Consider the following 12,497-nt stretch of genomic DNA (forward strand, 5'->3'; position numbering starts at 1 on the left):
TATTAACTCCAGAGTTTTTCTAACTGATAAAGTTCACGTTGCTTTTCTTGCATTACGTGCACCATGACATCACCCATATCAACCACAACCCATTCGCCTTCATTTTCACCATCTACACCGTAGGGAGTAAGGCCGACGTTTCTTGCCTCATTAGCGATATTGTTGGCGATAGAGGTCACATGGCGTTTAGATGTGCCGGTACAGATAACCATATAATCGGTGACGCTAGATTTTCCAATGACGTCAATGGTCTTTATATTTTCGGCTTTCATGTCGTCTACTTTATCGACCAAAAAGGCTTTTAACTTATCTTTTTGCAAGGGGAACCTCAGTTTATTGCGCTTGTAAGCGTGATTATATCACTGTTTAACTTTGAAATGGCACTATGAGCCATGACGGGCTAGAGTATCGTACTCGCCGAACAAAACTCCAACGATAGTTGCCTAATTAAGGGCCAGCTTGAATTGTCATACTGGGTTTTAACCATAATTTCGGCACGTGTTAGCTGTTTAATTAGTCGTTTTATCTGTCTGTTATCCAGTCTTTGTAGCGTGGCATTGTATAGCGGCCGCTTAGCTTGCCATATTCTGTTTTTATCAAACACCTGTCCAATTGGTGCCGTTACGCACTCATGCTGAATAGTGAGTAGTAAACTGAGCTCTTTTTGTAGTGTTCTTAATAAAATAACAGGCTCAACACCCTCTGATTCTAACTGTCTTAAAATTCGTTGTGATCGGTTTGGCTTGCCGGCTAGAAGAGCATCAATCCATTGGAAAGGGGTGTAATGATTGTGTCTACTCAGTGCTTGTTCAACACGCATTAAAGAGAGCTGACCGTCAGGATATAACAAGGTTAACTTCTCTAAACTCTGTTTAAGTGCGAGCAAGTTTCCTTCGTGCCATTGTGCAAGCATCTGCAACGCTTCAGCATCTGGGTTAAGGTTTAGTTGATGGCAGCGACGTTGAACAAAATGGGGTAATCTCTGTATATCAGGTGTTAAGCAACTGACCCAAATGCCTTTTTGATTCAGTGTTTTAAACCATTTACTGTTTTCTTGTTGGCGGGTCAGTTTTTGACCTGTGATAAGCAACAAGATATCAGGGTTAAGTTGTTCAGATAGCTCAATCAACTGTTTTGATGCTGCGGCATTAACGCCATTTTCTGGAATTTCTAATTCAATTATTTGCTGAGAAGAGAACAGACTCAGTGCGTTACAGCAATCAAATACGTCTCCCCAGTCCAGACTGGCATCAAGGGTAAAGCGGTGTTTTTCCAGAAAACCTGCGTTTTTGGCTACCGACAATATGGCATCTCTACTTTCTAAAAGAAGTAAAGGCTCGTTGCCAAAGAGTAAGTAAATGCCATTCAATTGACGCTGGAGATTGTCAGCGAGCTTATCCGCAAAAATACGCATTATATATTAACGCTTATTGATTTGCGGAATTCGCGGCGGATGGTTGCTCTTCAATGGGATCAAATTGTGTAAACCCTGAATCGATTTCTGCTTTTAGTCGTGCTAATTGACGCATGATTTGAGTCGCAGTTTGCTTTCTCATTTCATCCACAATCAAATCACGCTCTACCGATTTCGCTAGTGCCGCTCGTGGGTTATCAAGATAGTTTCGGGTAGCATTTGTGGTAAAGGTTTTGCTGCCTACATCAGGGATGGTCACTCTATAAGATGTGGTATAAGTCAGTTCTATCTCTGCTGCCTTGCTATTTTGATAGAGTGACAGTGTTCTTTCACCAACGCTTTCATTGACAAGATGAAGATTTGGAATTGACGCTGATGGTGGAACAAGCTCAATATCATTGAGTCTTAACTGAGCATCAACATCTCGTGTTAGCTGACTGAATTGGTCAAAGCTAGTTAAAGAGATGCTAGATATTTCTTGTGGTACTAGGTAGTTGCCACGTAAATGAAATCCGCAGGCTGATAACGCAGATACGGTTAAAAGCAAAAAAGCCGTTTGAAGTGTAGATTTGACAGAAATACGTTTCACAAAAATAACTCTCTGATGGTTTGAGTTTATATTTATCTAAGTCAAATAAGATCTCTTACTTCACTTAGATAAATATAAACAGGGCGCGGGTAGCCCCCTGTTTATATAGTGTCCATTGTAAGGACATTATCTATCTTGGTTAGTTCGCAACAATATTTAAAAGTTTGCCAGGAACATAGATCACTTTACGTACGGTTTTGCCATCTGTGAACTTAGTAACATTCTCATCGGATAAACCTAGCGCTTCAACGGCCTCTTTTGTCGCGTCTGCTGATACTGTTAGTTTCGCTCGAAGTTTACCATTTACTTGAACCACAATCAGTTTTTCATCTTCAACCATAGCTGCGCTATCCGCGGCAGGCCATGTTTCTGTGTCGATAGATTGGCCGCCAAGTACTTGCCACAATTCGAACGAAATATGAGGAGTGATTGGGTACAGCATACGAACCACCGCTTTAAGTGCCTCATCAAGAATGGCTCTATCTTGAGCAGACTCTTGTGGTGCTTTTGCTAACTTATTCATTAGCTCCATAATTGCTGCAATTGCGGTATTAAAGGTTTGACGACGTTCAATGTCATCAGTCACTTTGGTGATGGTCTTATGCACATCACGTCGTAGCGCTTTCTGGTCTGAGTTAAACTCAGAAGCGTTGAGAGCGGCTACATCACCTTTCTCGTTGTGTTCCTGAACCAATTTCCAAACACGCTTAAGAAAACGGTTAGCACCTTCTACGCCAGATTCTTGCCACTCTAGTGTCATATCGGCAGGAGAAGCAAACATCATAAACAGGCGAACAGTGTCTGCGCCATACTTGTTTACCATCTCTTGAGGGTCGATGCCGTTATTCTTCGATTTTGACATCTTGGTCATGCCAGTATGAACAACGTTATTGCCATCAAGGTCGGTTGCACTAACAATACGACCTTTTTCGTCACGCTCTACGGTAACATCCGCTGGAGAGACCCAAACTTTTGCACCTTTCTCATTATTGTAGTAATACGCGTCCGCAAGTACCATGCCTTGGCAGAGTAGCTTTTTAAATGGTTCATCGCTGGTAACCATACCTGTATCACGTAGTAACTTATGGAAGAAACGTGCATATAAAAGGTGCATACATGCGTGTTCTATACCACCGATGTATTGATCAACAGGAAGCCAGTAATTTGCTGCTTCTGAGTCTACCATCTCATCTGCTTGAGGCGAGCAGTAGCGAGCGTAATACCAAGATGACTCCATAAAGGTATCAAATGTGTCGGTTTCACGCAGTGCTGGTTGGCCATTGAAGGTCGTTTCTGCCCAGCTCTTATCTGCTTTAATTGGGCTGGTTACACCATCCATGACAACATCTTCTGGCAGGATCACAGGAAGTTGATCTGCTGGAACTGGATGTACTTCTCCATCTTCGGTCGTAACCATTGGGATTGGTGCACCCCAATAACGCTGACGAGATACACCCCAGTCGCGTAAACGGAAGTTGACGGTTTTCTTACCTTTGTTCAACTCTTCTAACTTATTGGCAATAGCATCGAAGGCTGGTTTAAAACTCAGACCATCAAACTCACCAGAAGCGAATAGAACCCCTTTTTCAGTATACGCGACTTCAGAGATATCCAGTTCGCTACCATCTTCAGGTTTTATTACTGCAACAATATCTAGACCATATTTATTGGCAAACTCGTAATCACGTTGATCGTGAGCAGGAACGGCCATAACTGCGCCTGTACCGTAATCCATCAAGACAAAGTTGGCGACGTAAATAGGCACTTCTCGGCCATTTAAAGGATGGATAGCGGTTAATCCGGTGTCCATGCCTTTCTTTTCCATGGTGGCAAGTTCAGCTTCTGCAACTTTGTTATTTTTGCACTCATCAATAAATTCAGCTAATTCGGCGTTATTTTTTGCTGCAAGTGCGGCTAATGGGTGTCCCGCTGCGATACCAACGTAAGTCACGCCCATTAGAGTGTCTGGACGAGTGGTATATACTTCTAAATCATCTTGACCAGCAACAGTGAATTTTAGTTCGACACCTTCAGAGCGGCCAATCCAGTTTCGCTGCATGGTTTTCACCATTTCAGGCCAACCCTCTAGATTGTCTAGGTCATCTAATAGCTCTTGTGCGTAAGCAGTAATTTTAACTGACCACTGAGGGATCTCTTTCTGCTCTACAGGTGTGTCACATCGCCAGCAACAGCCATCTTCAACTTGCTCGTTAGCAAGAACAGTTTGGTCATTTGGACACCAGTTTACCGATGATGTTTTTTTGTAGACTAAGCCTTTCTCATACAGTTTGGTGAAAAACTCTTGCTCCCAGCGATAATATTCAGGCGTACAGGTCGCGAACTCTCTGTCCCAGTCATAACCAAAGCCCAGTAACTTAAGCTGGTTTTTCATGTACTCAATATTTTCATAAGTCCACGGCGCAGGAGCGGTCTTATTTTTAACCGCTGCATTTTCAGCAGGAAGACCAAATGCATCCCAGCCAATAGGCTGCATAACATTTTTGCCTTGCAGTCGCTGGAAACGAGAAACAACATCACCTATGGTGTAGTTACGTACATGTCCCATATGCAGTCGACCACTTGGGTACGGGAACATAGAAAGACAGTAAAATTTCTCTTTGCTGGAATCTTCGGTGACGACAAAAGTTTTATTCTCGTCCCAGTGCTGTTGAACTTTTTGTTCAATGTCTTGCGGGTTATATTGCTCTTGCATTTATGAAATCCGGTTATCTTGGAAACTGTGAGATCGGTTTGATCAGATACGTATCGATCGGCATAGAATACCTAAAGGAAGCACGCTCAACAAGCTACAATAAAGATAAAGATTAAGTTAAGCAGAGAATACTATGGAGGTAGAATTATGCCAAAGCGTAAACATGGGTATGAAGAGAAGTTCAAAGAAGTCGTAGAAACCATTAAACATAGTCCTGATGAGCTAAATAAGGTGCTTGAAACCTCTGGTGAAGTGGCACAGGCGGCAACTGATATGACCAAAGATGAACTCTCTTTGGTCTCTGCTTATATGAAAGCGGATTTAAAAGAGTTTGCTGATAACTATCAAGAGAGTAAAGATAGTCCATTTTCTATTATGGTGACGGATTCCATTTGGCAAGCACTGCTAGATCTGACTGATAGAACCAAAGTGGAGTGGGTTGAATTGTTTGAAGATCTGGAGCATCAAGGTGTATATAACACCAATGATGTGATTGGATTAGGGCATTTAGTGTGTGAGAAGTGTGGTGATAAGAGTAAATATATTCACCCAACGGTCATTCAGCCTTGTGCAAAATGCGGCTGTAATGAATTTACCCGAATAGCGTTAAAGCCATAGTGCAGTTTCGTCTGTTTAGGTAAATGGGCATCTTGCCCATTTACCTTTAGCATTTTGGTTAACCTTTTGACTTTCTACGAGTCACTTCAAAAATAGCGAACAGCAGACCCAACATAATCAATAAGTGAGTAGGCCAGTTGCCCGCGATGTAGAAAGGTGTCGTGCCCGTGGTTAATGAGACTTGCGCTTTAAGCACTTCCGTTTTGAACTGAGGAATTTGAGCAACAATTTTTCCTTTGTAATCGGTAATGGCGGTTACACCATTGTTTGTGGCTCGGATCAACGGTTTACCGAGCTCTAACGCTCGCATTCTGGCTATTTCCATATGTTGCAATGGACCAATGGAATCACCAAACCAAGCGTCGTTAGAAAGGGTTAATATGAAGTCGGTGTTTTCGGTGACATTTTTACGAACTTGCTCACCAAATATGATTTCATAACATAGGGCAGGAGCAAAAGCGTATCCTTTTGCGAGGATATTATCTTGAATCAGTTCACCCCGAGTAAATGAAGACATAGGTAAATTGAAAAACGGCGCAAGAGGACGCAATAGTGATTCGAAGGGCACAAACTCTCCGAACGGTAATAAATGGTGTTTATTGTAATGAGGGTGAGTCGCCGCGTTGTATTCATCACTTTGCGAGCGGCCAAGGGTTATAATGCTATTGTAAAAGTTGCCTTGGTTGTTTTTGGTGATTACGCCCGTAATTAATGCACTGTCGTTATTGCGAGCAGCAGAATCAACATTTGTTAAGAAGTTCGTGACCTCTTGTTCCAAAGCTGGAATTGCAGCTTCAGGCCAGATAATAATGTCAGCATCCCAGTTTTCTCTGCTTAAATCGAGGTACTTCATTAGCGTGGGCCAACGCTGATTAGGTAACCATTTTAGCGCTTGATCGATGTTTCCCTGAACCAGTGCAAATCGAGGAGAGTCATCTGATTTTACAGTAACCCAATCAATTGAGTTGAATGAAAGGCCGCCAGCAAAAATAGCTAGAGCTAACAACAAGCTATGAGGACGTTTCACATTTATCGCATAGGCTATGCTAGAGGCGACTAGAACCACACCTAGAGTGATTAATTGCACCCCACCTATTGGAGCAAAGGAGGCTAAAGGGCTGTCTATTTGGCTGTATCCTAGTAACAGCCATGGAAACCCTGTCATAACCCATCCGCGGGCTAAATCTGCCAGTAGCCAAAATACGGGAATAACAATAAAGAAGCGAATGCGGTCTGTTGGAGGAGAGAGTGTGTTTGGGAAATAGCGATTTAGTAATCCAGCAAACAGCATGGGATAAATGGCAAGATAAGAGACCAGCAGAAACATCAAAAATAGAGTTGCTATTTTTGGCATGCCACCAAAGTTGTCTATGCTGATCTGAACCCAACTGATTCCTGTCGCGAACTGGCCAAAGCCCCAGCAAAATCCGATCAATGCTGAGGTTCGAGCAGAAACGTTATTTAGTAATAAAAACAGCAAAGCAGGGCTAATAATGGCCATTGGCCAGAAAGCATAAGGAGCAAAAGCTAGGGTAGTAGAAGCGCCAACAAAAACGGCCAATAAAGGCCGTATTAGGCGATGAGTCTTTTTAAACATCATCTTATCTTATTGTGTTTGGTTAGTTTTCTTCGGTTAAGGTGGCCGTTTCTCCTTCAGGGATGGTCACCTGAAGTTGAACTACGCGTCGGTTATCTGCGGAGGTGACTTTGAAGCTATAGCCATCAATTTCAACAACCTCACCTCTTGATGGAAGATGACCAAAAGTTGTCATGACCATTCCGCCAATGGTATCGACTTCATCATCGTTGAACTTAGTGGCAAAAGTGTCGTTAAATTCTTCGATGGTGGTGAGTGCCTTAACCGCATAGGTGTGCTTGCTGAGCTTGCGAATTTCCGCCTCTTCTTCATCGTCAAATTCGTCTTCTATCTCACCCACTATTTCTTCGAGAATATCTTCAATGGTTACTAGGCCAGAAACACCACCAAATTCATCGACGACAATGGCCATATGGTAACGTTCTTCTCGAAACTCTTTGAGAAGTCGGTCTACTCGTTTACTTTCCGGCACTACAACTGCTTGTCGAATCACTTCACTAATCTGGAAAGGCTCGCTTTTAGAACCGAGATATTTGATTAAGTCCTTCGCTAACAGAATGCCTTCGACGTGATCTTTATCTTCACTAATAACCGGATAACGGGAGTGCTGAGCTTTTGTGATGATCGCTATTAATTGGTCAAGATCATGTTCTTTTTCAACCGTAACCATTTGGGAGCGCGGTATCATAATATCCCGTACTCGCATCTCAGCTATTTCCATCACACCTTCGAGCATATCGCGTGTGTCATGGTCGATAAGATCGTTTTCTTCAGAGTCTCTAATCACATCAACGAGTTCTTGGCGATCTTGAGGTTCACCCTGAAAAATTTTGCCTAGGCGTTCAAAGAAGGACTTTCTACTGGGACCTTCTGATTTACTACTGTTCCCTTCTGAACTGGGAGAGTTGTCGTCGTTCATATTTACTCATAGTTTGACGCTATCAATGTGTGATAGCACACGTCCAATAGTCCGATACAATCTGAACTACTGTTCTAAATATGGATCTAAAAAGCCCATTTTCAACATGATTTCTGTTTCAATGGCTTCCATCTCTTCTGCTTCATTATCTTCTATATGATCATAACCTAGCAGATGAAGTGCACCATGTACAACCATATGCGCCCAATGTGCATTTAAGGCCTTATTTTGTTCTGCGGCTTCTTTTTCAACTACTTGCTTACAAATAATTAAATCCCCTAATAAATCCAGCTCTATGCCTGGAGGGGCTTCGAATGGAAAAGAGAGTACATTTGTTGACTTATCTTTTCCTCGATATTGCAGATTAAGTTGATGACTTTCTTGTTCATCTACTAGGCGAATAGTGACTTCCGCATCTGGCTGAAAAAGTGTGACTGCCGAAGAAAACCAAACGGTAAAATCATCACTATTTGGTAAGTTTTCTTCATTGTTGACTGCAATTTGGAGATCGACATCTATGGCCATTATTTTTCTGCCTCTTGAGCGGCAAGCTGAGCACTTTCACGTTCTGCTCTGCGTCGTGCTTCTGCTGCCTTTCTCTCTTTTTGGTCTTTTGCTTCCCATTTTTCGTAAGCATTGACCACTCTCGCTACCACAGGGTGTCGTACAACATCATCAGCTTGGAAGAAGTTGAAACTAATCTCATCCACTTCAGCCAATACTTCTATCGCATGGCGAAGCCCAGATTTTGCCCCACGAGGTAGGTCGATTTGGGTGACATCACCAGTAATCACTGCACGAGAATTGAAGCCGATACGAGTTAAAAACATTTTCATCTGTTCAACGGTGGTATTTTGACTTTCATCAAGAATGATAAAAGCGTCATTTAGTGTACGACCACGCATGTAAGCCAGTGGCGCGACTTCTATAACGTTGCGTTCAATCAGTTTCTCTACTCGTTCAAAGCCAAGCATTTCAAACAGTGCATCATAAAGAGGACGAAGGTAAGGGTCGACTTTTTGACTTAGATCTCCCGGTAAGAAACCGAGCTTTTCACCGGCTTCAACTGCTGGTCGAGTAAGAAGTATACGACGAATTTCTTGTCTTTCTAATGCATCAACAGCGGCAGCCACTGCTAAGTAGGTTTTACCTGTACCCGCTGGGCCAATACCAAAGCTGATATCATTGTGAACCATATTTACAAGATATTGAGCTTGATTTGGAGTGCGCGGCTTGATCACCCCTTTTTTGGTTTTAATAAACACTTCTTTGCCGTGCTCAATATTTGATTCCGTTGTCTGTTCTAATACTCCGGACTCTTTTATGGCAAGGTGAATGCTCTCGGGTTCAATATCTGGAATTTGGCCTCGTACGGGTGTTGTTTCTACGTAGAGGGTTTTGATGATATCAAGCGCTGCAGCGGCAGTATGAGGTTTACCTACGATTGAAAAAGCGTTACCACGATAGTTGATTTCTACACCGAGCCGGCGTTCAAGATGTTTGATGTTGTCATCAAATGGGCCACATAGACTAGAGAGTCGGTGGTTGTCAGAAGGTTCTAGATCTATTTCTAGAGTTACAATTTTATTGCTCAATTTTGCCTCTCAATTTTGCCATTTATGAGCCCGATTCTGACCGGGCTCATCGGCATTAGTCATTACAGCTTTTATAGCCTATTTAAACTAAGGCGTAAACGTTGCAACGCCTAATTCATCTTCTTTTCGTGTTTTATCCATCATTGCAGCAGGCGATACTGCGACACGTAAGTCCATTTCACTCTCAGTACGAACCAGCTCACCACGTAATGAGTTGGTAAACACATCCGTAATTTTCACATCAACAAACTGGCCGATCAGTTCTGCTGTTCCTTCAAAGTTAACCACGCGGTTGTTCTCTGTACGAGCTCTTAGCTCCATCAGGTTTTTCTTTGAAGGGCCTTCAACAAGTACACGTTGCTCAGTATCAAGCATTTGGCGAGAATAGCGCATAGCCTGGCTGTTCACCTGTTGCTGTAGTTGATATAAACGCTCTTTTTTCTGCTGTTCAGTTAAATCACAAGGATAGTCTGCCGCAGGAGTGCCGGGACGTGGAGAGAAAATAAAACTAAAGCTCATATCAAAATCGACATCTTTGATAAGCTTCATGGTATCTTGGAAATCTTGATCAGATTCACCAGGGAAAGCAACAATAAAGTCCGAGCTAATTTGAATGTCGGGACGTGCTTTACGTAGCTTACGAATAATCGACTTATACTCAATAGCAGTATGAGGACGTTTCATCATGGTCAGAATTCGGTCGGATCCACTTTGCACCGGAAGATGCAAGAAGCTAACAAGTTCTGGTGTGTCTTCGTATACCGCGACGATATCGTCAGTAAACTCTAACGGATGGCTGGTAGTAAAACGTAATCTGTCGATACCATCAATGGATGCAACGAGTCGAAGAAGATCAGCAAAGGAACAGATCTCACCATCATGAGTCGGACCACGATAAGCATTTACGTTTTGACCAAGTAAGTTAACTTCGCGCACACCTTGCTCTGCCAACTGAGCTACTTCATAAAGCACATCGTCCATAGGACGGCTGACTTCTTCACCACGAGTATATGGTACTACGCAGTAAGTACAGTATTTAGAGCACCCTTCCATTATTGATACAAATGCGGTTGCGCCTTCTGCTCTTGGCTCTGGAAGGTTGTCAAATTTCTCTATTTCAGGAAATGAGATATCCATTACCGGAGCATCGTCACTGAGTGATGCTTTGATCATTTCTGGTAAACGGTGCAAGGTTTGAGGACCAAAAATCACATCAACAAAAGGAGCGCGTTGACGGATATGATCACCTTCTTGTGTGGCAACACAGCCGCCAACACCAATCACAACCCCTTCTTTTTTGTCTTTAAGGGTTTTCCAGCGACCGAGTTGATGAAAGACCTTTTCCTGTGCTTTTTCGCGGATCGAACAGGTATTAAGTAAGAGAATATCAGCCTCGTTAGGATCTTCTGTCAGCTCGTAGCCGTTGGCGGCATTAAGCAGATCCGCCATTTTAGATGAATCGTATTCGTTCATCTGGCAACCCCAAGTTTTAATTAGCAGTTTCTTACTCATTTTAAAGTTCGCTCATCATTAGTTCTTTAGTATATATTTCGGGCCAGCGATAAACTGGCAAGCCGCGTATTGTACTGCTTTAAAAACCGCCTGACCAGAGCTGGGATTAATGATTTAAAAAACCACCATTAAGATAGCAAGTATGATGATAGCTATTTGCCTGCCTCTTTGAGTAGAATGGTAGCAGTAGATTTAAAAGAGATAGAGTTATGCAGAAAGAATCGTTTGATATTGTTGTTATTGGTGGAGGAATGGTTGGCGCCGCAACGGCCGTTGGGTTGGCTCAGCAGGGCAAGAGAGTTGCTCTAGTTGAAGGTATCACCCCGCAGCCCTTTTCCGTTGATCAAGCAATGGATATCAGAGTGTCTGCTATTTCAATGGCTTCAGTGCAGTTGCTAGAGTCATTAGGGGCTTGGGGTCATATCAAACAAATGCGTACTTGCCCGTATAGACGACTGGAAACATGGGAGTCACCGCAGTGTCGTACTCGATTTAGTGCGGATTCGCTCAATATGGAACAACTTGGTTTTATTGTAGAAAATCGATTGATTCAACTTGGTCTTTGGCAGCAGTTTTCTCAGTATGATAATTTGCACTGTTTTTGTCCTGACTCGCTGTCATCTATTGAGTTTGGTGAAGATACGCATCGATTAGTGCTGGAATCTGGGCAAGAGTTACAGACGCATTTAGTTATTGGTGCTGATGGCGCTAATTCTAACGTTCGCACTAGTGCAGGAATAGGAATTACGGCTTGGGATTATCGTCAAGACTGCATGCTAGTGAATATAGAGACAGATAAGCCTCAGCAAGATATTACTTGGCAATGGTTTACACCTTCTGGGCCACGTTCGTTTTTACCTCTCACGGGACAGCAAGGCTCACTGGTATGGTATGACAAGCCGCAACGTATCCGACAGCTTGTCGCAATGAGTAATGAGGCACTACGCGATGAAATAATTGCCCATTTCCCTGAAGAGTTGGGCGATATTAAAGTGTTACAGTCGGGATCGTTTCCATTGACTAGACGACATGCGCAACAGTATCAAAAGAATCGTTGTGTGTTGGTTGGTGATTCAGCTCATACGATAAACCCATTAGCTGGTCAGGGAGTTAATTTAGGGTTTAAAGACGTTAGTGCCTTACTAGATGTATTAAAAGAGAGAGAGTGGTATTTAGAGAGTAATTTAGCTAAATATGAAAGAAGGCGTCGAACAGACAATTTGTTGATGCAATCTGGCATGGATTTCTTTTACAAAACATTCAGCAATAATATTGTCCCTGTTAAATTTGCTAGAAATGCGGTGCTTAAGTTTGCTGAGCATGCAGGTCCCATCAAAGCGCAGATCTTAAAATATGCTATTGGCCTTAGCTAATAGCCATTAAAACTGAATCAAACAAAAACAGCAAAGCCCACTTAAAAAGTGGGCTTTGAAATAATGGTGCGGAAGGAGAGACTTGAACTCTCACACCTTGCGGCGCCAGAACCTAAATCTGGTGCGTCTACCAATTCCGCCACTTCCGCATCTGTTCTGTAGTTAAA

The 12,497-nt window shown here is 42.8% G+C and carries 11 protein-coding genes and 1 tRNA gene; 2 read left to right on the plus strand and 10 right to left on the minus strand.

All coding sequences use genetic code 11. From position 1 onward, the window contains the following. Positions 1-2: 2 nt before the first annotated feature. From rsfS to leuS, 4 genes are all read right to left on the minus strand, one after another. Positions 3-320: a ribosome silencing factor gene (gene rsfS / locus F0227_RS01825; protein ID WP_171751439.1), complete on the minus strand. Its 318-nt coding sequence runs from the start codon at positions 318-320 to the stop codon at positions 3-5. An 80-nt stretch (positions 321-400) separates the two neighbouring features. After that, positions 401-1,414 carry a DNA polymerase III subunit delta gene (holA, locus tag F0227_RS01830; RefSeq protein ID WP_171751440.1) on the minus strand — a complete coding sequence of 338 codons (1,014 nt, stop codon included), beginning with the start codon at positions 1,412-1,414 and terminating at the stop codon, positions 401-403. 13 nt (positions 1,415-1,427) lie between these two features. After that, positions 1,428-2,003 (minus strand): LPS assembly lipoprotein LptE, encoded by a 576-nt coding sequence (gene lptE, locus F0227_RS01835; protein WP_171751441.1) that lies wholly within the window; start codon positions 2,001-2,003, stop codon positions 1,428-1,430. 139 nt (positions 2,004-2,142) lie between these two features. Then, the gene (leuS, locus tag F0227_RS01840; protein ID WP_171751442.1) at positions 2,143-4,716 is read right to left on the minus strand and encodes a leucine--tRNA ligase; all 2,574 of its coding nucleotides are present in this window, start codon (positions 4,714-4,716) and stop codon (positions 2,143-2,145) included. A gap of 147 nt (positions 4,717-4,863) precedes the next feature. On the opposite strand from leuS, the gene F0227_RS01845 reads away from it, so the two are divergent. Beyond that, positions 4,864-5,334, plus strand: a complete 471-nt coding sequence (locus F0227_RS01845) for a zinc ribbon-containing protein (protein ID WP_171751443.1) — start codon at positions 4,864-4,866, stop codon at positions 5,332-5,334. Positions 5,335-5,392: 58 nt separating this feature from the next. Here F0227_RS01845 and lnt read toward each other — a convergent pair whose 3' ends face one another. From lnt to miaB, 5 genes are all read right to left on the minus strand, one after another. Then, a complete protein-coding gene (gene lnt, locus F0227_RS01850) occupies positions 5,393-6,934 on the minus strand; it encodes an apolipoprotein N-acyltransferase (RefSeq protein ID WP_171751444.1) in 1,542 nt (513 codons plus the stop codon). A 19-nt stretch (positions 6,935-6,953) separates the two neighbouring features. Continuing rightward, positions 6,954-7,850: a CNNM family magnesium/cobalt transport protein CorC gene (corC, locus tag F0227_RS01855; protein ID WP_171751445.1), complete on the minus strand. Its 897-nt coding sequence runs from the start codon at positions 7,848-7,850 to the stop codon at positions 6,954-6,956. Positions 7,851-7,916: 66 nt separating this feature from the next. Then, a complete protein-coding gene (gene ybeY, locus F0227_RS01860) occupies positions 7,917-8,375 on the minus strand; it encodes an rRNA maturation RNase YbeY (RefSeq protein ID WP_171751446.1) in 459 nt (152 codons plus the stop codon). After that, positions 8,375-9,445, minus strand: coding sequence for a PhoH family protein (locus F0227_RS01865; RefSeq protein ID WP_171751447.1), 1,071 nt, complete (start codon positions 9,443-9,445; stop codon positions 8,375-8,377). Before F0227_RS01865 ends, ybeY begins: the two co-directional genes overlap by 1 nt. Positions 9,446-9,532: 87 nt before the next feature. Further along, positions 9,533-10,957 (minus strand): tRNA (N6-isopentenyl adenosine(37)-C2)-methylthiotransferase MiaB, encoded by a 1,425-nt coding sequence (gene miaB, locus F0227_RS01870; protein WP_171751448.1) that lies wholly within the window; start codon positions 10,955-10,957, stop codon positions 9,533-9,535. A 209-nt stretch (positions 10,958-11,166) separates the two neighbouring features. Between miaB and F0227_RS01875 the strand changes: the two genes are divergently transcribed. Further along, positions 11,167-12,330: a 2-octaprenyl-3-methyl-6-methoxy-1,4-benzoquinol hydroxylase gene (locus F0227_RS01875; RefSeq protein ID WP_171751449.1), complete on the plus strand. Its 1,164-nt coding sequence runs from the start codon at positions 11,167-11,169 to the stop codon at positions 12,328-12,330. A gap of 64 nt (positions 12,331-12,394) precedes the next feature. On the opposite strand, the gene F0227_RS01880 is transcribed toward F0227_RS01875, so the two are convergent. Further along, a tRNA-Leu gene (locus F0227_RS01880) sits at positions 12,395-12,479 on the minus strand. Positions 12,480-12,497 lie beyond the last annotated feature (18 nt).

Origin of the sequence: Vibrio sp. 99-8-1 (assembly GCF_013114595.1) — a bacterium.
Lineage (GTDB): Bacteria > Pseudomonadota > Gammaproteobacteria > Enterobacterales > Vibrionaceae > Vibrio.